This is a genomic window from Nitrospirota bacterium (assembly GCA_040757335.1).
Lineage (GTDB): Bacteria > Nitrospirota > Nitrospiria > 2-01-FULL-66-17 > 2-01-FULL-66-17 > JBFLXB01.
Genome location: JBFLXB010000005.1, coordinates 53,926 through 75,233, shown reverse-complemented (window position 1 = coordinate 75,233; position 21,308 = coordinate 53,926). Strand labels below are relative to the sequence as shown.

22 protein-coding genes, 1 tRNA gene and 1 pseudogene are annotated in these 21,308 nt (G+C 65.4%); 2 read left to right on the top strand and 22 right to left on the bottom strand.

From position 1 onward, the window contains the following. Positions 1-5: 5 nt before the first annotated feature. The 19 genes and pseudogenes from accB to AB1451_04575 form a co-directional block, all read right to left on the bottom strand. On the bottom strand, positions 6-452 hold the full coding sequence (gene accB / locus AB1451_04665) for an acetyl-CoA carboxylase biotin carboxyl carrier protein (GenBank protein ID MEW6682203.1): 447 nt from the start codon (positions 450-452) through the stop codon (positions 6-8). Continuing rightward, positions 449-1,015 carry an elongation factor P gene (gene efp / locus AB1451_04660; GenBank protein MEW6682202.1) on the bottom strand — a complete coding sequence of 189 codons (567 nt, stop codon included), beginning with the start codon at positions 1,013-1,015 and terminating at the stop codon, positions 449-451. The genes accB and efp overlap by 4 nt, the downstream gene beginning before the upstream one ends. Positions 1,016-1,057: 42 nt before the next feature. Next, the gene (aroQ, locus tag AB1451_04655; GenBank protein MEW6682201.1) at positions 1,058-1,522 is read right to left on the bottom strand and encodes a type II 3-dehydroquinate dehydratase; all 465 of its coding nucleotides are present in this window, start codon (positions 1,520-1,522) and stop codon (positions 1,058-1,060) included. Between the two features lie 82 nt (positions 1,523-1,604). Further along, entirely contained in the window at positions 1,605-1,961 is a 357-nt protein-coding gene (locus AB1451_04650; GenBank protein MEW6682200.1) for a hypothetical protein, read from the bottom strand. Continuing rightward, positions 1,958-3,016 (bottom strand): tetratricopeptide repeat protein, encoded by a 1,059-nt coding sequence (locus AB1451_04645; protein MEW6682199.1) that lies wholly within the window; start codon positions 3,014-3,016, stop codon positions 1,958-1,960. The genes AB1451_04650 and AB1451_04645 overlap by 4 nt, the downstream gene beginning before the upstream one ends. A 124-nt stretch (positions 3,017-3,140) precedes the next feature. Next, a complete protein-coding gene (coaBC, locus tag AB1451_04640; GenBank protein MEW6682198.1) occupies positions 3,141-4,367 on the bottom strand; it encodes a bifunctional phosphopantothenoylcysteine decarboxylase/phosphopantothenate--cysteine ligase CoaBC in 1,227 nt (408 codons plus the stop codon). A gap of 174 nt (positions 4,368-4,541) precedes the next feature. Next, positions 4,542-4,907 (bottom strand): DNA-directed RNA polymerase subunit omega, encoded by a 366-nt coding sequence (rpoZ, locus tag AB1451_04635; GenBank protein ID MEW6682197.1) that lies wholly within the window; start codon positions 4,905-4,907, stop codon positions 4,542-4,544. 1 nt (position 4,908) lies between these two features. Continuing rightward, positions 4,909-5,559, bottom strand: a complete 651-nt coding sequence (gene gmk, locus AB1451_04630; GenBank protein ID MEW6682196.1) for a guanylate kinase — start codon at positions 5,557-5,559, stop codon at positions 4,909-4,911. Between the two features lie 21 nt (positions 5,560-5,580). Further along, entirely contained in the window at positions 5,581-6,444 is an 864-nt protein-coding gene (locus AB1451_04625; GenBank protein ID MEW6682195.1) for a YicC/YloC family endoribonuclease, read from the bottom strand. A 225-nt stretch (positions 6,445-6,669) separates the two neighbouring features. Beyond that, the gene (gene mtnB / locus AB1451_04620; GenBank protein ID MEW6682194.1) at positions 6,670-7,302 is read right to left on the bottom strand and encodes a methylthioribulose 1-phosphate dehydratase; all 633 of its coding nucleotides are present in this window, start codon (positions 7,300-7,302) and stop codon (positions 6,670-6,672) included. Between the two features lie 2 nt (positions 7,303-7,304). Beyond that, complete coding sequence (nth, locus tag AB1451_04615; GenBank protein ID MEW6682193.1) at positions 7,305-8,060, bottom strand: endonuclease III; 756 nt, start codon at positions 8,058-8,060, stop codon at positions 7,305-7,307. A gap of 23 nt (positions 8,061-8,083) precedes the next feature. Then, complete coding sequence (gene hflX / locus AB1451_04610) at positions 8,084-9,790, bottom strand: GTPase HflX (GenBank protein ID MEW6682192.1); 1,707 nt, start codon at positions 9,788-9,790, stop codon at positions 8,084-8,086. 79 nt (positions 9,791-9,869) lie between these two features. Then, a complete protein-coding gene (locus AB1451_04605) occupies positions 9,870-10,538 on the bottom strand; it encodes an FHA domain-containing protein (protein MEW6682191.1) in 669 nt (222 codons plus the stop codon). Then, entirely contained in the window at positions 10,535-12,610 is a 2,076-nt protein-coding gene (locus AB1451_04600) for a protein kinase (protein MEW6682190.1), read from the bottom strand. The genes AB1451_04605 and AB1451_04600 overlap by 4 nt, the downstream gene beginning before the upstream one ends. Positions 12,611-12,663: 53 nt before the next feature. Next, complete coding sequence (locus tag AB1451_04595; GenBank protein MEW6682189.1) at positions 12,664-13,440, bottom strand: TatD family hydrolase; 777 nt, start codon at positions 13,438-13,440, stop codon at positions 12,664-12,666. Between the two features lie 37 nt (positions 13,441-13,477). After that, complete coding sequence (locus tag AB1451_04590; GenBank protein ID MEW6682188.1) at positions 13,478-13,828, bottom strand: hypothetical protein; 351 nt, start codon at positions 13,826-13,828, stop codon at positions 13,478-13,480. Positions 13,829-14,021: 193 nt separating this feature from the next. Further along, positions 14,022-14,348 carry a transcriptional regulator gene (locus tag AB1451_04585; protein MEW6682187.1) on the bottom strand — a complete coding sequence of 109 codons (327 nt, stop codon included), beginning with the start codon at positions 14,346-14,348 and terminating at the stop codon, positions 14,022-14,024. Between the two features lie 19 nt (positions 14,349-14,367). After that, positions 14,368-14,686 (bottom strand): annotated as a pseudogene (locus AB1451_04580) (type II toxin-antitoxin system RelE/ParE family toxin). Positions 14,687-14,875: 189 nt separating this feature from the next. Next, positions 14,876-14,951 (bottom strand) — tRNA-Ala (locus tag AB1451_04575). Positions 14,952-15,156: 205 nt separating this feature from the next. On the opposite strand from AB1451_04575, the gene AB1451_04570 reads away from it, so the two are divergent. Then, positions 15,157-16,287 (top strand): HD domain-containing phosphohydrolase, encoded by a 1,131-nt coding sequence (locus AB1451_04570; protein ID MEW6682186.1) that lies wholly within the window; start codon positions 15,157-15,159, stop codon positions 16,285-16,287. Between the two features lie 174 nt (positions 16,288-16,461). Here AB1451_04570 and AB1451_04565 read toward each other — a convergent pair whose 3' ends face one another. Then, positions 16,462-17,646, bottom strand: coding sequence for an HD domain-containing phosphohydrolase (locus AB1451_04565; GenBank protein ID MEW6682185.1), 1,185 nt, complete (start codon positions 17,644-17,646; stop codon positions 16,462-16,464). 259 nt (positions 17,647-17,905) lie between these two features. Between AB1451_04565 and AB1451_04560 the strand changes: the two genes are divergently transcribed. Continuing rightward, positions 17,906-18,106 (top strand): cold-shock protein, encoded by a 201-nt coding sequence (locus tag AB1451_04560; GenBank protein ID MEW6682184.1) that lies wholly within the window; start codon positions 17,906-17,908, stop codon positions 18,104-18,106. 45 nt (positions 18,107-18,151) lie between these two features. Here the strand turns inward: AB1451_04560 and guaA are convergent, their stop codons facing one another. Together guaA and guaB are read right to left on the bottom strand one after the other, a co-directional pair. Then, complete coding sequence (gene guaA, locus AB1451_04555) at positions 18,152-19,819, bottom strand: glutamine-hydrolyzing GMP synthase (protein ID MEW6682183.1); 1,668 nt, start codon at positions 19,817-19,819, stop codon at positions 18,152-18,154. Next, a complete protein-coding gene (gene guaB / locus AB1451_04550; GenBank protein MEW6682182.1) occupies positions 19,807-21,279 on the bottom strand; it encodes an IMP dehydrogenase in 1,473 nt (490 codons plus the stop codon). The genes guaA and guaB overlap by 13 nt, the downstream gene beginning before the upstream one ends. Positions 21,280-21,308: the final 29 nt, after the last annotated feature.

Genomic DNA, 21,308 nt, shown 5'->3' with positions numbered 1-21,308 from the left:
CTGTCCTAGGCCGACTCTATCCTGAAAAGTGCTTCACCGTACTCGACGGGGCGCGCATTCTCCACAAAAATCTCCGCCACCACCCCATCCACCTCCGCTTCGATTTCGTTGAGCAGCTTCATGGCCTCGACGATGCAGAGGATCTGGCCGCGACGGACGCGGTCGCCGACCTCCACGTACGGCGGCGCGCCTGGCGACGCCGACCGATAGAACGTGCCCACGATCGGCGAGCGAATCACCACCCCGCTCGTCTCGGCCTCGGCTCCCTCCGAGCCCGGCGCGCCCTGCGGGATGTTCGTCCCGGGGACCGCGCTTTCAGCGGCCAGGTGCCTGACCAGCGGCGCGGGAGCGCGGCAGATCTTCACTCGCACGCCGGAGCGTTCCCACTCCAGCTCGGTCAGTTCGCTGGCTTTCACCAGATCGATGAGCTCCTTGAGTTCGCGGATGTTCATGGGCCCTTGACCCGCTCGACGTAAGCCTTGGTCCGCGTGTCCACCTTGATCACGCTGCCCTGCTCGATGTGGAACGGGACTTTCACCACGCCACCGGATTCGAGGGTGGCGGGTTTGGTGCCGCCGGTCGCGGTGTCGCCGCGGATTCCGGGCGCCGTCTCCACGATCTTCAACTCCACGAACAACGGCAGGCTGACGCCCAAGGGCTTGCCTTTCCAGAACAGGATGTTCACCTCGGTGTTCTCTTTGAGGAACTGCCACGCGTCACCCATCTGTTCCTTGGTCAGAAAGAGCTGCTCGTACGAACTCACGTCCATGAAATGATAGTTTCCGTCCTGCAGATAGAGATACTGCATCTGGCGCTCTTCGACCCCCGCTTCCTCGAATTTCTCACCCGACCGAAACGTCCGCTCCAGCACGTTGCCGGTCTTGAGATTGCGCATCTTGGTCCGGACGAATGCGCCGCCCTTCCCCGGTTTCACGTGCTGATAGTCGATGATTTCCATGGGATCGCCGTCCACCGCCAGCTTCAGTCCAGCGCGAAAATCGGTCGTCGAAATCACTTACAGGTCTCCTTGCCAAAAGGTCAGGGGGTGATGAAACCGTCAGGTTTTGGATCGGTGTTTGGCGTGACGGCTCTGGACATGGCGGATCGCCGCCTCGATCCCCAGCACGTAGCTGTGAGCGCCGAACCCGCTGATCTGCCCCACCGCCACCTCCGCGACGTAGGAGTGATGCCGGAAGGGCTCCCGTGCGTGAATATTGGACAGGTGCACGTCGACGGTCGGGACCCCGGCCGCGACGATGGCGTCGCGAACCGCCACGCTGGTGTGGGTGTACGCCGCGGCGTTGATCACCAGGGCGTCGAACCGGTCTCGTGCCCCCTGGATCCACGTCACCAATTCGCCCTCGTTGTTGGATTGTCGAATCTCGACGTCGGCTCCCGCCTGTTTAGCCGCCGCGCGAATGGTCTCGTCGAGCGCCTCCAGCGTGACCGGCCCGTACACGTCGGGCTCGCGCGCGCCGAGCAGATTGAGATTGGGACCGTGCAGCACCAGGATCCGAATCATACGCGCGCCGACGCGGGCCGAGGGGCCGTGTTCGTCCACGGGACAACGGTGACGGAGGTACGCGGTCGCGCGCGGTGCTCCGTCACAGTTCCTTGGCGAGTTGGGGTGCGGCGTACCTGAGCAAAAATCGGCCCTTCCCGGTATTCCCCTCACGGCCGATCGCCAGTGCGAGGAAATACTCCGGCGTGACGCGACGGAACACGAGCGTGCGCGTTTCGTTGGCGATCAAGCACTCCTCGGTGGGGCCGGAAGACAACCCGCCCGACACGCGATCCATTTCGCGCCAGAGCCCGCAATACTCGGCCGCCACCGTACTCAGGTCGATCTGCGGCGACCGTTTGACCTCGTTGACGACGATGCCGTCAAGTCCCACCAAGGCGATGCCTTCCGCCTCCTCCACACCGTCAAGAATGGACTGGAGCGACATGACCAGACTCATCGTCGGCGCCTTTCTGCGATACGCGTCAACCACACTTCGAGCCGCTGGATGGCGGCCTGATGCCGAGACGCCCCGGTCGGCGCGCCGGCCAGCGACGGTTGGAGGTCGGCGCTGTCGGGCTCGGCCCCCGTTGCCTCGTCCCGGGCCAACACCTGGTGCACGAGATCGGCCTTCATCACTTCGGCGTCAACGGCTTGAGGGGCCAGGAGACGCTCCAGCGTCACGGCGTTTTCGAGCTTGGCGGCAACCTCCGCGTCGTTCGGGGTGCGCTCCAAGATCCGGCGGTAGACGGCGATTGCCCGCTGGTAGTGCCCCTGCGCAACGTACAGATCAGCCAGGGACACGGTCGCCAATTCTTCGTCGGCCGCCGCCCCCTCGCCTTTGGGGGCGTCCGTCCCCTCCGGGGCCGGCGCCGCCGCAGCAGCGGGCATCTGCGGTGGGAGTTGCATCACCTCGGTGGCTTCGGCGATCTCGGGGTCTGCCGCGGCGCGAGCCACCAGCGTGGGCTCCACTACCGTGGGCTCCACCGACTCATCAACCGCCGGCAGCCGGTCTACGACCGTGGCCTCGGTCTCCGGCGACGGAACGGACGACACCTGGGACTTGACGGTCGCTTCGTCCTCCGGCGACACGTCGGGTAAGGCGCCGATCGAGGTGCGAAGCCGCACCGCTTCCGCGTCGGTCGGATTGACCGCCAGAATCAGCTCGCACGAGGCCAAGGCTTTGCGTTTGTCGCCCTCCTTGGCATAAATCGCGGCGAGCTTCTTGTGCGCCATCAGATTGTCGGGGTTCGCGGCCACGACCTGTTCGAACTCGCGTTTGGCTTCGCTGACTTGACCTTTCGTGAGCAAGGCTTTTCCGAGCGCCACTCTTGCGCCCAGGAAATCGGGGTGGGCTTTGATGCCGCTTCGCAGGAGGGAAATGGCTTCGTTCAGCCGCCCGGCCTTGGTGTACTCCTCCGCCAGCGGAAAAAACAACTTGCTGCCCGGGTCCCTGCGGAGTTTCTCTTCGAGTTTTTGGAGGTCTGGTGACCGAGTGTCATCCCTGCTCGCCACATGTCCCTCCTTGGTGTCGCCTGCGCCGCCGATCGGCGATCGGTTCGACGAACCCGTGGAAAATTCCGGCGAAAAGCGTCCTCATCTTATCAAATTGATGAAGGAAGTCAACCAGATCGGCCGATCACGGCGATCGCCGGAGCGCGTCCACCCGATCAAGGATGCGGTCAGCCACCGCGGCCTTGGGGAGCCGGGGAACCGCGAGGACTCCCCCGCCGCGGTCGATCAACGTCACCTCGTTCTCGTCGGCTCCAAACCCGATACCCGGTCTGGACACGTCGTTGGCCACGATCAGGTCGAGGCGCTTGGCCTTGAGCTTCTCCGCGGCGCGCTCGACCACGCGGTCCGTCTCCGCGGCAAATCCCACCACAAACAGGCCCTCGCAGCGCCCTGTGACCTCGGTCAAAATGTCCTCGGTGGGAACGAGTTCAAGCACCAGCGGCGCCGCGCCCTTCTTGATTTTCCCCGGCTGCGGGGACCGCGGACGAAAGTCCGCGACCGCCGCGGCCATGATGAACAGTGTGGCCTTCTCGACCCGCTCCAGCACGGCGCGCCGCATCTCCCCCGCGGTTTCGACCGCGACCAGTTCCACGCCCAACGGAGGCGCCAACCGGGTGGGACCGCTGATCAGCGTGACCGCCGCGCCGCGGCGCCGCGCCGACGCAGCCAGCGCGTACCCCATTTTCCCGGACGAGCGGTTGGTAATGGTTCTCACCGGATCAATGGGCTCGCTGGTCGGGCCCGCGGTCACCACCACCCGCTCTCGTGACCAGCTCCCTCCGCCCAAGCAGCCTTCCAGGGCCGCGACCATCGTCTGTTCAGAGGCCAACCGGCCGGGCCCGACCAGCCCCGAGGCCAGGGCCCCGGTCTCCGGCGGCACGATCGTCACACCCGCCTCCCGCAAGGCCTCCAGGTTGCGCTGGACCAGCCGGTGCTCCCACATGACCGCGTCCATGGCAGGCGCCAGCAGGACCGGACATCGCGCCGACAACGCCAGGGCGGAGAGAAGGTCGTCCGCCGCACCCGCCGCCAACTTAGCGATGGTGTTGGCGGTCGCCGGCGCGATCAGGAACGCGTCCGCGGCGTCGGCCAGCGTGAGGTGGAGGATTTCCTCGCGGGGGTCGAACGGATCGTCATACACGGGATGGCCGGAGAGCGTCTGAAACGTGAGCGGCCCGACGAAGCGCTTGGCCGCGTCCGTCATTACCACGGTGACGTCCGCGCCGAGCGAGACGAGGCGCCGCAGCAGCGAGACGGACTTGTATGCGGCGATGCTCCCAGTCACCCCGAGCAGGATGCGCCGCCCGGACAAGTTCCCCGGCGGATCAGATCCTTGTCCGACTCGTGGCATGTGGGAGCCGGTTCAGGAATGCGCCGGATGCCCCCTTCGGGGACTTCCGACATTTCCATTCCTGAAGGGGGGTCGCAAGGCGCCGCGAGAACCGGAGCGGAGCGTACTGTGTGCGCACGTGAGCACCGGAAGCGCAGCGGCAACGCGGCAGACGGCCGTTCATGGACCGGCTCGTTAGGGAGTCCCCTGGATTTCCGCCGCCCTCTTCGCCGAGTCGTCGATGTACACGGAAAGGTCTTTCTTGATCTCGGCGCTGATTTCCTCTTCGCGCTCGAGCAGGGCGCGCCGCCGCATCAGTTCCTCGCGCTTCCTGCGCGCCTCCCGTTGAGCGAGGCGCGCGTCCTTCCCGGTGAGGAAGGTCAACTCGGCCGCCAGGAACTCCTCCAGGGCGACGGTGGTGGCCTTGGCGTATTTGGTGTGTTCGCTCGCGCGGGCGCCCTCCATCAGTTGGCGGGCGCGCTGCGCGCCGATCACCACCAACCGGTAGCGGGAATCCAGTTCTGTGCCGGTCAGATGGATCGGCAGCTCGATGATCTCCACGTTAGAATACCTCCTTATTCTTGATGAATGTGTCCTCGATCCACGAGAAGTTCATTCGTTTCATCTTGATCCGCTCGGAGACGATGACCGACTGCAACTCGGTCATGGCCCGCTTCACGTCGTCGTTGATGATGAGGTAATTATACTCGCGATAGCTCCAAATCTCCTCGCGAGCCTTGCGCAATCGGCGGGTGATCTCCTCGGGCGAGTCCGATTTGCGCTCCAAGAGCCGCGCCTTGAGCGCGTCGAACGAGGGCGGCAGGATGTAGACGTACACCCCGTCCACCTCCTTTTTCTTGAGCTGCATCGCGCCCTGGGTGTCGATGTCCAAGATCAGGTCCACGCCTTGTTCGCCGTGGATAAGGACCTGGTCCCACGCGGTGCCGTAGAGATTGCCGTGGACCTCGGCCCATTCGATAAACTCGCCGCGTTCGATCTTTTTTCGGAATCCCCCCTCGTCCAAGAAATAATAGTCACGACCGTCGACTTCCCCCGGGCGAGGCTTTCGCGTGGTATACGACACCGAGTGCCGCAACCCGGCGAGGTGGTCCACGACCTCACGGCACAGGGTGGTTTTCCCCGCGCCCGACGGCGCGGACACCACGAACAACAGACCTTTGCCTTGGCTGGACCCCCCTGGTTCCGCAGTCACGCCCTCTGCTCCTCTCCGCGACTATTCCAGATTCTGGACCTGCTCACGGACCTTTTCCAACTCGCTTTTCACGGCCACGACCGCCGAGGTCACCTCCGCATCATTGGCCTTGGAGCCGATCGTGTTGACCTCGCGATTCAATTCCTGCACCAGGAAGTCTAGCACCCGCCCGATCGATCCGCCGCTCGTCAGCGCCTGTTCACACTGGGCCAGATGGCTGCGTATTCGCGTGACCTCCTCGGTGTAGTCGCACCGCTCGGCGTACAGCGCGACCTCCTGCGCGAGGCGGCTCGGGTCGATGTCGAGGCCTTCGGCCAACGCGCTGGCCCGTGCCCGCAATCGCGTCGCGTACTCCGCCATCATGCGGGGCGCCCGGCCCTCAACGCGTTCGAGCGTGGCTGCCACCCGATGCAGCCGCTGCGCCACGTCCCGCGCAATGGCCTCGCCTTCTTGTCGCCGCATGCCATCCAGGCCGTCCAACGCCCTGACGATCAGCGGTTCCACGTGCTCGGCCAACGCCGCGGGGTCGACCTCGGGGTCGACGCACGCGAAGACGTCTCGCGCCGAAATCACCGCCTCCAAAGACACCTCCCCAGCCAGCCCCAGTTGCTCCTTCAAGTTCCGATACGCGTCGTAATACTGCCGGGCGAGCGCGAGGTCGACGGCCACTCGCTTCACCTGGCGGTCGCCGCCGGCGTTCACCGTCAGATCGACCCGTCCCCGGGCGACCCGGCTCTGGATCACCTTCCGAAAACGGGTTTCGTATGCCGAGAGGGACCTGGGAAGGCGAGCCGCCACCTCGCAGAATCGGTGGTTGACCGACCGGACCTCGACCGCCACCAGAAGATCGCCGAACGGTGCCTCGGCCCGTCCGTATCCGGTCATGCTGGCGATCATTCAGGCAGGCGAATTGATCGTGCGATTATAGCGGTGCGCCCGGACCAAGTCAACGCGCAGCGCGCCATAAACAATATGGCGCGCCGTCCCATGGGCCGCAGGCGACCTCTCGCGTGGCGAAGCAACGTGCAGCGAGCCATACTATGGCGCGCCATCGCATACGCCGCAGGCCACCGCTCACGTGGCGAAGCAACGCGCAGCGCGCAGCGCCCTTCACCCGGGGTACGCGCGGGCGACAACGGCGTCGAACAGAAAATGGTAGACCTCCGCGTGGCGTTTGGTCTCCCACAGGTCCTCGCCCCAAATGTATGCGCCGTGGTGGCGGACCAACACGCACGCGGCGGTGGCGAACGCCGGGGCGTCCACGGCGCGCCGAATGGCCGTGACCAGGTCCGACTCGCGGGCGGTGTTGTCCACGACCGGGACGGCGTGGTGATCCGCGTTGGTACATCCGCGAATCCCTTTGAGCATCTCCAAGTCGCGGATCATGATCCGGTCGCCGCCGCGAGCGAGGTCGGCCGCCAGCACCGCGGACAAGGCGTGGCTGTGCATCACCGACCCGGCCTTGCGCCGGTCGGCGATGGCGCAGAAGATCGTGCTGCATTCGGTCAACCGCAGGCCGGGGGTGTTGGGGTGCCGCAGCACCGCGGCGGCACGGTCCACCAGGAACAGGTCGTTGACCGTCACGCGCTCTTTGTGCACGCCGGTGGGAGCCATCAGCATGGTGTCGTCTCCGAGCGCGGCGCAGACCCCGCCCCCGGTCCCCGCCACCCAACCCTTGTCGTAGAACAGGCGCAGGAACTCGCACAGCAACGAGGCCGTGGGCTGATCGGACGCCTTGGGCATCGTCACGTGGTCGCCTTGGACGACGCTCCGGCCGCGCGCCGCGAACGGCGCGACACGGCCGAGATCGTCGATTCCGGCGCAGGGCGCGGTCGTTTGTCGCGCGAGTGGCACAGGTCGTAGAGCGCGCACGGCTCGCAGCGTGGACGCCGCGCCACGCAGACGTACCGCCCGTGGAGCAACAGGTGGTGCGACCCCGTGGTCCACCGAGCCTCGGGAATCACGCGTTGCAAATCCAGTTCGATCTTGTCGGGATCGCGAGACCGCGACAGACCGAGACGCCCCGCCACACGCTTGACGTGGGTGTCCACCACCACCGCGGGCTGTCCGAACGCCGCGCCCAGGATCACGTTGGCGGTCTTACGCCCGACCCCGGGGAGCGTGACCAGTTCCTCCATGGTCCGGGGGACTTCGCCGTGGAACCGCTCGGTGACGGCCCGCGCGCAGGCCACGAGATTCTTGGCCTTGGCCCGGAAAAACCCGGTGGGTCTGATCAAGCGCTCCAACTCGGTACGGTCGGCCGACGCGAACTGCGCCGGGGTGCGAAACCGGGCGAACAGACCCGGCGTGACCTGGTTGACGCGTTGGTCCGTGCACTGGGCCGAGAGGATGGTGGCGACCAGCAACTCCCACGGGGACCCAGCATCCAGCTCCACGGGGCGTCCGCCAAAGACCGCATCCAGCCGGTCGAGTATCCGCGCGACCCGACGCCGGGCGCCTGCACGATCGGACGAGTGAGTCGCGGGCGACACGGCGGGCATTATAGAGGGGCCTCCGATGAAGATCAACGAGCCCCGCTGGCCGCCGGCAGCAAGTCTTGCGCCACCTCCTCGTGCCCGGGCGCCTGGGCCAAGACCCCGTCCATTTCCGCCAACAGCGGCCCCAATGTCGCGGGATCGCGCGCCGAGATCGCGACCCCGCCGTAGCGGGCCAACAGCCCCTGCACGGCGGCGGGATCGGCCTGGTCGATCTTGTTGAAGGCGAACAGGGTCGGAATGTGGCCCACGCCGAGGTTGTCGAGGATCGCGTTCACGGCCTTGATGTGTTCGTCGACGCGGGGGTGGGAGGCGTCCACCACGTGCAGCAACAGCGTGGCGTCCTTGAGTTCATCGAGCGTCGGGCGGAATGCGCCCAGGAGGTCTCGGGGCAGCGCCTGGATGAAGCCCACGGTGTCGGTGATGATCACGTCCCGCTCCCGCGGCGTTCTCAGTCGGCGAGTGGTCGTGTCGAGCGTGGCGAACAGCAGGTCCTCGGTCAATACGTCGCTTTTGGTGAGCACGTTGAGCAGCGTGGATTTCCCCGCGTTGGTGTATCCCACGATCGAGACGATGGGAACGCGGGCGGACGTCCGTAACGCCCGCCGTTGCGCCCGCGCCCGGCTCAACGCCTCCAACTCGCGCTCCAGGTGTCCGATGCGATCGCGCGTGCGTCGGCGATCCACTTCCAGGCGCGTTTCGCCGGGTCCGCGGCCCCCGATGCCTCCGGTCAGCCGCGAGAGCGCGGTGCTGCGCTCGGCCAGCCGCGGCAGTCGGTACTTGAGTTGCGCCAGCTCCACTTGGACGCGGCCGTCGCGCGAGTGGGCCCGCCGGGCGAAGATGTCCAGGATCAGCTGCGTGCGATCGATGACCCGCATCTCGGTCAACTCGCCGATGGTCTTGACCTGCAAGGGCGTCAGGTCCTGGGCAAAGACCAGGAGATCGGCGCCGTACTGAAGCGCCCTGATCACCACTTCCCGCAATTTCCCCTTGCCCAACAGGTAGCGGGGGTTGACCGCGTGCAGCCGCTGGACCACCTCGTCGAGCACCACGAGCTGGGCCGAGCGCGCCAAGGCCCGCAGCTCAGCCAGCGCGTCTTCCTGCTCTCCGCGCGGCGCCGACGACGCGCTCACCAAGATGGCGCGTTCACGCGCATCGCGAACATCGTACAACCCCCCGCTTTTCGCGAGTTGGTCATCGAGGGACGCCAAAAAGGCCCGCAAGTCGCCGGGCGTTCGCGCCAGGGGCTCGGGGGCGGACACCTCGTACACCCGTCCTTCGGGATTCGGCGGCAGCAAATGAGCCCACGAGCACGTGGGGGGCGCGCCGGTCGAGCGCGCCGAGAGAACCGCCATGGCGTCAAGGCGCAGCAGGGCGAGGTCGGTGAGGTCGTCCTGGGTCAGGGTCTCGTCGTGTAGTCGGGTGTGCACCATGCGCAATCCGCGCAGCCGCTTGCGCCCGAGGCGCCAGTCGGACAGGTCGGGGATCGTGATCTCGCGATCGCTCCCCACCGCCACCGCCTCCACCGCGCCGCCGCGGCTGAGCAGGACGCCGATCTGGCGGGAGGTGTCGAAGGTCAGATCCAGCAGGCTCTTGGCCAGTTCCGGACTGACCAGCAGATCGGGCGGAACGCGACGCCTGGCGAGATTGTGGATTCGTTTGAGCTGCGCGGGCTTGAGGCCCGAAAGGTTTCCGGTAACGATCGAGATGGATGACTCCTGTCCCTGGCGGTTCATCACCCGCAGCGCGGGGGATCGAAGGAGCTCGTGAAGAAACTATACGGGAGGAGCCGGTCCGCAGGCAAGCGGCGAGCGCCTACGCCGCTTTGGACAGGAAGATCTTGACCGCCGTCGTACCGATCGTGACCTGGTCGCCGTGTTTCAACACGTGTTCGTTGACCAGGTGCCCGTTCAGGAGCGTGCCGTTCGAGCTCTTCAAATCTCGGAGCATCACTACGCCGTCGTGGGTTTCAATCGCGCAATGTTCGCGCGACACCTCCGGGTCACTGACCTTGACATCGCACTTGCCGCGGCCTAAGACGATGCGGGCCTTCTCTATCACGTAGCGACACGGCGGTTTGCCCTCCTCGAGCACGGAGAGGCGCACGACCGCGCCCCTGGACCGGCGGTTCTTCGGGCGCGGCCGCGTGACCTCGGCCGCCTCCGCGGACTGGATCTCGTCCTCTTCGCCCGCTTCCGTGTCCGGGATCGGATCCTCGGCCGCTTCCTCGTCGTGGAAGGCGTCCTTGGGCGCCTCCGTATTCCTGATCGTCTCCTGGATCGTCTCCTGGGCTGGGAACACCAGTGTCTTGACCGGCGGGTCGTCTCCCTCGGCTGTAGTCTCCGACGCCATCGGCGTCGGCGCGATCTTCTCTACGCGTTCCCGCGGCCGGTTGACGTGTTCACAAACCGGGCACGCTGCAGAGTCCGCGAGTTCCTCTGGCGCGTCGTAGTTGGTCCGGCAGGCTTCGCAGGTGATGGTCATGGCGGTCCGCTCTCCTCGGGCGGGAGGAGGGCCTCGGCCCCGCCGCCATCCGCAGCCGCAACGCCGGGGACGCCCTGCCCCGCGGCCTGGTCCGCGCTCGGCGGGGGTGGAACCGCGAGCAGGGGGTCGCCTGGCGGCGGTAGAGGACTGCCGGGCAGCGGCGCTTCTTCAGGGTGATCTGTCGGGAGTCCGCCCTCGATCGGCTGCAACAGGGGTCGCCCCATCACGCGGTCGATGGGAGGGCCGCTCGGCCGGCCTGCGGTCCCGGTCTTCAGGAACAGGCGCGCCCGCTCCGCTAAACCGCCGTTGGGTTGGAGCGCCAGCGCGCGGGTCAACTCCTCCCGCGCGAGCGTGCCCAACCCCCGCTCCGCGTACAGAAACCCGAGATCGTAACGAAGCGTGGAATCCCTGGGAAACTGGTGCGCGGCCGCGGAGAAAATCTTGAACGCGCGTTCCTCCTCCTTGCGTTCCAGATACACGGTGCCCAACAGGTGGTAGGCCAGCGGCGAGTTTGGGTCTTGCTCGATCACGCCGCGCAACACGTCTTCCACTTCGTTCAGGCGCCCCTGCGCGTACAGGTCCCGGGCGTCCCGCAACATCCGCCGAATCTGAACGCGGTCGACCTTGACCTCCGGCGGCGCGACAGGTGTCGGGACCGCAGCGACCACGGGCATCTGGTCCTGGGGTTCCGGAGGCGGCGGAGGCGGTGGCTGCCCGGCGTCGGGCGGAGCAGCGGCCATGGCAGCCGCCTCGGTGGAAACCACGATCTCACCGGCCTGCGGTGGAGCAGAGCGTCCCTGCCCAGGCGGCTCAGGGACCAGACGGGCCAAGCCCACTTCCCGTAACTTCATCTCCAGCAGGTCCCCGACCCGCGCCACCTGATCGGGTTGATCGCGCATCCAGGCCAACAACCCAGGCGTCGCGACGACTGTCCCGCTCCCCAAGAGGAACAATACCACTGCCCCGAGCAGGGCCGCGCGGATCGGATGGCGCTCGCGCGGCGGCTCCGGACGTGGAGCCGGCCGGGAAGGCGGCCTGCGACGCGGCTGCTCCTGCGAGCGAGTGGGCGCGACCGAGGATCGTGGGGACGCTGAAACCCTGACGGTTTCTTGGTGGACGGACTGCAGTCGCTCATTGTCCATGCGCTGGTCATCGGCAAAAAGCGAGGCCATGTACTGGGACAGGTGCAGCGTGCTGGAACCCCGTCCGCGCTGGGCGATGATGGTTTCGAGCGCCGCTTGGAAGTCCGCGGCGGTCTGATAGCGCTGGTCGGGCTCCCGCGCCAGCGCGGTCATCACCGCAGCCTCGAGCGCGTCCGGGATGTCGGCGTCGATCTGTTTGGGCGGGTCCACGTGGGCGGTCCGCACCTGCTCCAACGTGCTGAGATCGCTGTCGCCCTTGAACAGACGCCGCCCAGTCAACAGCTCGTACAGCACGATGCCCAACGCGAACACGTCGGACCGCCGGTCAATGGCTCGCCCCATGGCCTGTTCGGGCGACATGTAGGCGAGCTTGCCCTTGAGGATCCCGGTCCGCGTTTCCTGTCCGATGCCCGCGGCTTTCGCGATGCCGAAGTCCACGAGTTTGACCTCGCCCTCGTACGACACCAACACGTTCTGCGGGCTCACATCGCGGTGCACGATGTTGAGATCCCGGCCGTTGAGGTCTTTCTTGCGGTGCGCGTAGTCGAGTCCGCTCGCGACCCGGCTCACGATCGACAGGGCGTGGTCGATCGGCAGACGCCCGCCGCGTTCGCGCGCTCGAGCCGCGACCGTGCGCAGATCCTTGCCCATCACGTACTCCATCGCGAGGTAGTACGCGCCGTCCACGTGCCCGAGGTCAAAGATCTGGACGATGTGCTGGTGCGTCAGGAGCGCGGCAAGCTTCCCCTCGTTGACGAACATCGACACGAACTCGGGGTCTTGCGTCAGGTGCGGGAGAATTTTCTTGATCGCCAGAACTTTTTCGAACCCCTTGAGGCCGGTCTGCTTGGCGAGAAACAGCTCCGCCATGCCCCCGCTCCCCACCCGGTGCACCAAGAGGTACTTGCCGAATTGCGCTGGAAGATCCATTAGATAGACGCGCCCGGCGATAAGGTAACATCCGCCGACTGGCGTGTCAAAATTCAGGGGCAGCCGGCGCCCAGGCGAGGGAAACACCGGCGCGCGTTCCCGCGCGAATGCCGGGCCGTCTCCTCCACCGACATGCCGCGAAGCTCCGCGAGCTTCGCGGCCACCAGGGACACCAACGCGGGCTCGTTTCGTTTGCCTCGATTCGGGACCGGAGCCAGAAAGGGACAGTCGGTCTCGATGAGGACCCGGTCGAGCGGCACATGGCTCGCGACCGCTTGCAGGGCTTGGGCCTTGGCGAAGGTCACGATGCCGGAAAACGACACGAAAAATCCCCGCGAAATCGCGGCCTCGGCGTGCTCGCGCTCACCCGTGAAGCAATGGAAGACCCCGCCGTGATGCGGATGCTCATCGAGCATTCGGAACGTATCCTCCCACGCATCTCGGGTATGAATGATGAGCGGTAAACCCAGGCGAAAAGCCACCGCCATCTGATCGGCAAACCGCTCCCGTTGCGCGTCCTTCGGCGAGTGCTGGTAGTAGTAATCGAGCCCGGTTTCCCCCCACGCCACCACCCGTTCCGAGCCGGCCAAGCGGGCCAATGCCTCGAGCCCGGCGGCGGTGACCCCCGAGGCTTCGTGGGGATGCACGCCCACCGCCGCGAAGACGTCGGGATGTTTGCCCGCGAGGTCGACCGCGCGTCGACTGTCGTCGAGATCGGTCCCGACCGCCACGCAGACCTCCACCCCAGCGGACCGCGCTCGGGCGAGGGCCAGGTCGCGATCGGGATCGAACTCAGGGCCGTGGATATGGGTGTGGGTGTCGATGAACATCAGAATCAGTCCGTCCGAGGCCGGGACTTCCTGTGAGTCAAGGCTGGCGCAGGTCCTGCTGTTTGCCGATGCGATAGGCGTCAACTGCCGCGTAGATCCAGCAGAGCGCGATTGCGACGAGGAACAGGTTGAAGGCGAGGTTGCCGGACCAGGAAGTGGCCTGAGCAATGGCGCGTGACATCGCGTCCTGATCAATGACGCCGCCTTCCGATTCAATCGTGGCAAGAATCCTCCCGGCCTCTCGTGTGGCGGTGGCCACAACCAGCACCAGGCCGGCCAGCGTCGCGAGCATGAACGCGACCCCGCGCTGATACCGCTTGAGCGCGATCTGCCCGAGGCCTGGAAAGACCAGCGCCGAGAGCAACACCCCTTTCACCGCGTTTTTCATGGACTTACTTCGCGAACCGGATCACCGCAAACCTGAGACTTCGACAACCCTGAAGCAGACGACTGGAAAGGAGGTTGGTGGAGCTGAGGGGGATCGAACCCCTGACCTTCAGACTGCCAGCGCAAACGAAGCCGAACGATACCATGAGTGAGAGAGTGCCATCAAGCACGAAGAACGCCCGCATTCCCCAACGTCACGCGGCGGATCGCTGCGACTTCACGTGGAGTTGCACGCGTTCATGCGCCTGGAGCGCCTTGATGATGCCGAAGAGGTTCTCTGCGGTCGGGTTGCCTCGCGGGCCGAGCATCCGGTGTAGGCTCTTGCTGGACTTCTTGAGCCTGTGCGCCAACTGGTCGAAGGAGATCGTCGCGTTGATGTAGTCGCGCAGCATCGCCTTGCCTGCGGGCAGATCGCCGGTTAAGAGTTGATTGATCGCCTCGGTCAATAGGTGCTGGCGAAACCGCGCGTCGCGGGCGGCCCGCTCCATGACCGTGATTCGGAACCTTCGTGTGACCGGCATCTTATCCTCCCGTTTATCGTTACCTGCGTGACTTGTACGCCGCCCAGCGCCGATGGGCGAGGTCGATATCGCGCGATTGGGTCTTCTTCGTTCCCCCGCCGAGCAGGATGATCAACGTGTTCCCTTCTTGGCCGAAATAGATCCGATATCCCGGACCAAAATCCACTTTATATTCGGAGACGCCTTGCCCGACCGACTTCACGTTGGCGCGGTGGCCTTGGCCCAGCCGATACAGCGCCCGTGGTGATCTTCGCCGCTGCCGGCGCGTTGAGCGCCGCAAACCACCGCCCGAACGGCGAGAGCTCTCCTTCGAGGTACTCGACGACTCTAGGTAACATATACGTTACCACTGTCCATCCAACGAATGCAAGCTTGTGTGCAGGGAATGGCGCCGCGTACGGGGCCCAGGTTAGCCCCTTGCGGGCCCACACCACGCTGCCTGCACTTCGACACCCGCCTCATCCCAGGCGCAGTTACACGAGTCAGTACAGCAGTCAGGGACGTCTTTAGAGGAATTAAGCGAGGGTTGGTGGAGCTGAGGGGGATCGAACCCCTGACCTTCAGACTGCCAGTCTGACGCGCTCCCAACTGCGCTACAGCCCCACAATCACGCGCGGTGCTGCCGGAGAATATCGAGTCGGTTGGTGCTTGTCAAGCGCGGGGCGGCCCGGGAGACTCTCCCCTTCAAATGGCTTGTCAAAGCCCCGCGCGTTGAGGTAATCTGGGTCGTGGTTCCCAGCCGACAGATCCGGCGGACGATCGCCGGTTGGATCCCGGCACTCCCTCAATTTCAGAACTAAGACGCCGAGTGGACATCCGGAACGAGCCCGCGCGCATCTTGATCGTCGACGACCACCGCAACGTGCGCGAGCTGTTGACGACCAAGCTCACACATTTGGGATACCTGTGCCGGACCGCCAACGGCGCGGATGAAGCGCTCGCAGTTCTCGAGCGCGAACCCATCCACCTCGTTCTCAGCGACATCATGATGCCCGGCCTCTCGGGCATTGATCTGCTCAAACGTCTGGTCCAGACCCGACCGGAAACCGCGGTGGTGATGTTGACCGCGGCCGCCGACACTCAGATGGCGGTGCAGGCCATGAAGCTGGGCGCTTACGACTACATCACCAAACCGTTCAACCTCGAAGAACTCGCCGTCCACGTGGAGAAGGCCTTGGAACGCCGACAGCTCCTGGTCGAGAATCGCGCGTATCACCGGTCGCTGGAGCAGCGCGTGGCCGAGCAGACGCGCGAGATCCGCGAGCACCTGCGGCTCGAGCGCCGGCGACGCGAGGAACTCGACCACACCCTCACGTTGCTCGAACAGTCCTACCACGACACCATCGACGCGCTCATCATGGCGCTCGACTACCGCGACAACGAAACCCAGGGCCACACACAGCGCGTGTCGGTGTACAGCGTCGAGTTGGCAGACCGGCTGGGCGTGAAGGGCGCGGAGCTGGAGACGCTCAAGCGCGGCGCGATCCTGCACGACATCGGGAAAATCGGCGTTCCGGATACGATTCTCCGCAAGCCGTCCAAACTCACCGACGCGGAGTGGACGGAGATGCGCCGGCACGTCCAATACGGCTACGAGATGCTCAAAGACATCGCGTTCCTGCAGGACGCGGCCAAGATCGTGTTGCACCACCATGAGCGATTCGACGGTCTGGGGTACCCGAACAAAGCCAGTCGCGAGGATATCCTGTTCGGTGCAAGGATCTTCGTGGTGGCCGACACCTTTGACGCCATGACCTCGGAACGACCCTACCGCCGCGCGCTGCCGTACGAGCACGCCAAGGCCGAGATACAGCGTTGCTCGGGCACGCAGTTTGACCCGAAGGTCGTTGACACGTTCATGAGCGTGCCAGCAAGACGATGGCAGGAATTGCGCGAAGACGTAGGCACGATGTTGTCATCACGTCGCGTTTCGTCTTAAGGCGAAACGCAGGCTGCTCAAAAAGCTCCAGCCGCCCCCTTCGGGGACTTCCGACATTCTTCAGGGTTGAGGTAGGTCGCAAGGCGCCGCGAGCGCCCGCACCGGAGCGTACTAAGTGCGTACGTGAGGAGCGGACGCGCAGCGGCAACGCCGCGGATGGGCTTTTTCAGCAGCCTAAAAGCCGGCCGCGGACTTCCACTGCCGCGTCACCAACTCCACCGCACGCCGCAGCTCGGTCCAGGTGGTCTCAGGAATTCGCATGAAGGCATCGACCACCAACGGATCGAACTGCGTGCCGGTGCAGCCGGCGAGTTCCGCGCAGACTTCCTGATACGTCGACACGTCGCGGTATGGTCGGTGCGACGTCATGGCGTCAAAGGTGTCGGCCACCGCGAAAATCCTCGCTCCCAGCGCGATCGCGTCCTTGGCCAACCCCTGCGGGTAGCCGGTCCCGTCGTACCGTTCGTGGTGCTGTCGCACGATCTCGGCCGCGCGACCCAGGGAGGGGATCGACTGGACCAGGCGATACCCCTGCTCGGCGTGTTTGCGCACGTGCGGCCACTCGTCTTCGGTCAGCTTGCCCGCTTTCTGCAACAGCGCGTCCGGGACCGCGATATTCCCGATGTCGTGGAGCATGGCGCCGTGCCGGACGGCTTCCAACTCGGCGCCGCTCACTCCCAGCGTCTTCGCGATCTCTTCGGAAAACACCGCGACGCGTTGGCTGTGTCCCAGCGACGCGCGGTCGCGGGAATCGAGGGCGAACATCAGCCCTTCGATCGTGGCGTCGTACGCGGCGCGTAACGTGTCGAGGCGGTCGCGCAGCGCGGCGGACCGTTCTTGGGCCGTCACCAGTTGCTCTCTGACTTGGCGCGCCTGGCGTTCCACCTGCGCCTTGAGGTCCTGCTGCTGGGTCCAGCGCTCTCTCCACGCCAGGTGTTTGTCGATGGCGCGAGTGACGCTCGAGCGCACTTCCCCCAAACGAAACGGTTTGGTGAGAAAATCTGAGGCTCCCAGCCGGATCATGTCCCTCGCGCGCTCAACGTCCGGCAAGGCCGTCACCACGATCACCTCCACTTCGGGCGCGAACGCCTTGATCCGGCGGAGCAGTTCGATCCCGTCGAGTCCCGGCATGCGGATGTCGGTGATCACGAGCGCAAATTCGCCCGAGCGGATGCGGTCCAACGCGGCCGCGCCGTCTGTCACCACCACCGTGGCATACCCCGACGCGGTCGCGGTTTCGGCGAGCAACGCGCCCACCGCGGGATCGTCGTCCACCACCAAGATGTTCGGCTTGCCCATCGCGAGCGCCTCCCGGGAATCGTGCGACTCAGCATACCCGAGCGCGGGATCTTCGTCCATGCATCCCGCGGGATCGCGCGCCTCAACGCGTGGGCGGCCCCTACGCCGCACGACGTTCGGCGGGATCCCTCGCGCCGGAGCGCTTGACACCACCGTCCGCGCCATGATAAGAATTGCCAGACGTTTGAGGGGGTTGTTGGTCGGACGAGGGTAAGGGTTAGCCGCAGCGGTTCTTCACTCCAATCGCTGCGGCATTTTTTTTCCCGTTGCCTCGGTACCAGAACACCGCGTCAGTCTGATGGAAGGGAGGTGACGGAAAGTGGCGAGAGGAAAAGTGAAGTGGTTCAACAGCAGCAAGGGTTACGGCTTCATCGCGCAGGACCAAGGCAGCGATGTCTTCGTGCACTTTTCAGCCATTCAAGGTGACGGATTCAAGACTTTGGACGAAGGTCAAGAGGTCGAGTTCGAAATCGTGAATGGTCCGAAAGGGCTGCAGGCGGCGAACGTCGTTAAGGTCTAACCTACACTCGTAAACTCAAAAGGCCCGGGCATTGCCCGGGCCTTTTTATTCCCACTCGATCGTGCTGGGCGGCTTGGTAGAGACGTCGTAGACGACTCGATTCACGCCCTTCACTTCGTTGACGATGCGGGCCGAGATCGCCCCCAGCACGTCATGGGGCAGGCGAATCCAGTCCGCGGTCATGCCGTCCAGACTCGACACCGCGCGAATGGCGACCACGTAGTCGTACGTGCGTTCGTCACCCATGACTCCCACGGTCCGAACCGGCAACAGTACGGCAAACGCCTGCCAGATCGACCGGTAGAGCCCCGCTCGCTTGATCTCTTCGATCACGATGGCGTCGGCCTCGCGAAGGATCGTGAGCCGATCCGGGGTGATGGCTCCGAGGATGCGGACCGCCAGCCCCGGACCGGGGAACGGATGGCGCTGCAAAATGCCGTCGGGAACCCCGAGCTCCGCCCCCAACAGGCGGACTTCGTCCTTGAACAACTCTCGCAGCGGCTCGATCAGTCGAAATTTCATGCGCGTGGGCAAGCCCCCGACGTTGTGGTGCGTCTTGATCGTGGCGGACGGACCGCGCACCGACACGCTTTCGATCACGTCGGGGTACAACGTGCCTTGGACCAACCAGTCGGCCCGACGCATCTTGGCCGCCTCGGCCTCGAAGACCCGGATGAACTCGCGGCCGATGATCCGTCGCTTGGCCTCGGGATCCACCACCCCCTTCAATTTCCCGAGAAACCGCGCGCTCGCGTCCACGCGACGCACCTTGAGGTGCATGGTCTCCCGGAACGTCGCGATCACTTGTTGGGCCTCGCCCTTGCGCAAGAGTCCATTGTCCACGAAGAGGCAGGTCAACCGGTCCCCGATCGCTTCGTGGACCAGGGCGGCCGCGACCGCGGAGTCCACCCCGCCGCTCAAGGCGCAGATGGCCCGCTGCCCCGCGAGCGCTTGTTCGATCGCGGCCACCGCTTCTTTCCGGAACGACCCCATGGTCCAGGTCATCCCGCAGCCGCACAACCCGTGGACGAATTGATTGAGGATCGCGCGGCCTTGCGGGGTGTGTTCCACCTCGGGATGAAACTGCAGGGCCCAGATTCGCCGCTGCGGATCAGCCATCGCGGCGATCGGAGAATTCGCGCTGTGCCCGATTGCGTGAAACCCCGGAGGCAGCGCGTCGATGCGATCGCCGTGGCTCATCCACACCCGGAACGCCTCCTGGCCGTCGATCGCGCGCTCGCCTTGAACCCGCTCGAGCAACCCCTCGCGTTGGTCGATGACGACCTCGGCGTGCCCGTATTCGCGACGCGCGGCCCGGCCCACGCGCCCACCGAGCATGGCCGTGAGCAACTGCATCCCGTAGCAAATTCCGAGGATGGGAACGCCCAAATCCAACACGCGCGGGTCGATGGACGGGGCGTGGCGAGCATAGACGCTCGCGGGCCCGCCCGAGAGGATGATGCCTTTGGGCCGGAACGCCTCGATTCTGGCGAACGGCGCGTGATGCGGCATGATCTCCGAATACACGCGGCTTTCCCGGACCCGGCGCGCGATCAACTGGGTGTACTGGGACCCGAAATCGAGAATGAGGATGCGATCAGCCGGCGCCGAAACGGCTTGGTCCGGCGACGTGGAGGTGGACGTGGGCGGTGAAACGGAACGCGAGGAACGAGTGATCTGCCGCGATGAACGGCGCCGGGTTACAGCTCCCATTCGCGTCGGTAGTTGGGAGCCTCCTGCGTGACGATCACGTCGTGGACGTGGCTTTCGCGCAGGCCCGCCGCGGTCACGCGGATGAACCGGCCGTTGCGCCGCAAGTCATCGATCGTGCGGCACCCGCAATACCCCATGCCCGACCGGAGGCCGCCGACCAATTGGTACGCGATGTCCGCAAGCAGGCCCTTGTACGGCACGCGGCCTTCGATGCCTTCGGGGACCAACTTGGCATCGGGCCGGCCTTCCTGGAAGTAACGGTCCCTGCCGCCCTTGACCATCGCACCCAGCGACCCCATGCCGCGGTAGAGCTTGTACGTCCGCCCTTGATAGAGGATCTTCTCTCCCGGACTCTCTTCGGTGCCTGCGAGCAGGCTACCGATCATCACGGTGCTGGCTCCGGCGGAAATGGCCTTGGTAATGTCACCCGAAAACTTGATCCCGCCGTCGCCGATCACGGGCACGCCGAGTCGGTCGGCCACCGCCGCACAGTTGGCGATCGCGGTCAGTTGCGGCACCCCCGCGCCCGCGATCACGCGCGTGGTGCAGATCGAGCCGGGACCGATGCCGACCTTCACCGCGTCGGCCCCGGCTTTGACCAGATCTTCCACCGCCTGCGCGGTGGCGATGTTGCCCGCGATCACGTCCAACCGGGGATGTTTGGCCTTGACCGCCTGCACCATGTCGAGCACGTCCTGCGAGTGGCCGTGCGCGGTGTCGACCACCACGACGTCCACGCCCGCCGCCACCAGCGCGTCCACGCGCTGGTGCGCCTCGCGGCCCACGCCCACCGCCGCGCCCACCCGCAGCCGCCCGCGTTCGTCTTTGGCCGCGTTGGGATACTCGATGGTCATCTTGAGGTCTTTGACCGTGATCAGACCCTGGAGCTCGAACTTCGCGTTGACGATGGGGAGCTTCTCGATCCGGTGTTTCTGCATGATCGCGCTGGCGCTCTCGAGCGTGGTGCCTTCGGGCGTGGTCACCAGGTCCTTGCCTTTGGTCATCACGTCAGCGACCTTGAGCTCCATCCGCTTCTCAAACTGCAGATCGCGCCGCGTGACGATCCCCACCAGGCGACGCTCATCCGTGACCGGAATGCCCGAAATTTCGTGCCGCTCCATCAGCGCCACGGCTTCGCCGATGGTCGCCTCGGGCGAGATCGTGATGGGATCCGTGATGATGCCGCTTTCGGACTTCTTGACCTTCCCCACTTCAGCGGCCTGCGCTTCGGGGGACAACACGCGGTGGATGATGCCGATGCCCCCGACCCGCGCCAGGGCGATCGCGAGCGGCGCTTCGGTGACCGTATCCATCGCGGCGCTGACGAGGGGGATATTGAGGCGGATGCGTTTGGTGAGGCGGGTGCTGGTGTCGACGTCTTTGGGCAGGACGGTCGAGTGCGCAGGGATCAGAACCACATCGTCGAACGTCAGGCCCTCTTCAAGATCCCCGTTCAACATCGTCGTGTCACCCGTGCGTCAGCCAAGTA

Coding starts and splice junctions, on each gene's coding strand:
- accB (MEW6682203.1), bottom strand. CDS start 452: ATGAACATCCGCGAACTCAAGGAGCTCATCGATCTGGTGAAAGCCAGC.
- aroQ (MEW6682201.1), bottom strand. CDS start 1,522: ATGATTCGGATCCTGGTGCTGCACGGTCCCAATCTCAATCTGCTCGGC.
- AB1451_04650 (MEW6682200.1), bottom strand. CDS start 1,961: ATGAGTCTGGTCATGTCGCTCCAGTCCATTCTTGACGGTGTGGAGGAG.
- coaBC (MEW6682198.1), bottom strand. CDS start 4,367: ATGCCACGAGTCGGACAAGGATCTGATCCGCCGGGGAACTTGTCCGGG.
- AB1451_04625 (MEW6682195.1), bottom strand. CDS start 6,444: ATGACCGGATACGGACGGGCCGAGGCACCGTTCGGCGATCTTCTGGTG.
- mtnB (MEW6682194.1), bottom strand. CDS start 7,302: ATGCCCAAGGCGTCCGATCAGCCCACGGCCTCGTTGCTGTGCGAGTTC.
- nth (MEW6682193.1), bottom strand. CDS start 8,060: ATGCCCGCCGTGTCGCCCGCGACTCACTCGTCCGATCGTGCAGGCGCC.
- hflX (MEW6682192.1), bottom strand. CDS start 9,790: ATGAACCGCCAGGGACAGGAGTCATCCATCTCGATCGTTACCGGAAAC.
- AB1451_04605 (MEW6682191.1), bottom strand. CDS start 10,538: ATGACCATCACCTGCGAAGCCTGCCGGACCAACTACGACGCGCCAGAG.
- AB1451_04600 (MEW6682190.1), bottom strand. CDS start 12,610: ATGGATCTTCCAGCGCAATTCGGCAAGTACCTCTTGGTGCACCGGGTG.
- AB1451_04595 (MEW6682189.1), bottom strand. CDS start 13,440: ATGTTCATCGACACCCACACCCATATCCACGGCCCTGAGTTCGATCCC.
- AB1451_04590 (MEW6682188.1), bottom strand. CDS start 13,828: ATGAAAAACGCGGTGAAAGGGGTGTTGCTCTCGGCGCTGGTCTTTCCA.
- AB1451_04585 (MEW6682187.1), bottom strand. CDS start 14,348: ATGCCGGTCACACGAAGGTTCCGAATCACGGTCATGGAGCGGGCCGCC.
- AB1451_04565 (MEW6682185.1), bottom strand. CDS start 17,646: ATGGACGAAGATCCCGCGCTCGGGTATGCTGAGTCGCACGATTCCCGG.
- guaA (MEW6682183.1), bottom strand. CDS start 19,819: ATGGGAGCTGTAACCCGGCGCCGTTCATCGCGGCAGATCACTCGTTCC.
- guaB (MEW6682182.1), bottom strand. CDS start 21,279: ATGTTGAACGGGGATCTTGAAGAGGGCCTGACGTTCGACGATGTGGTT.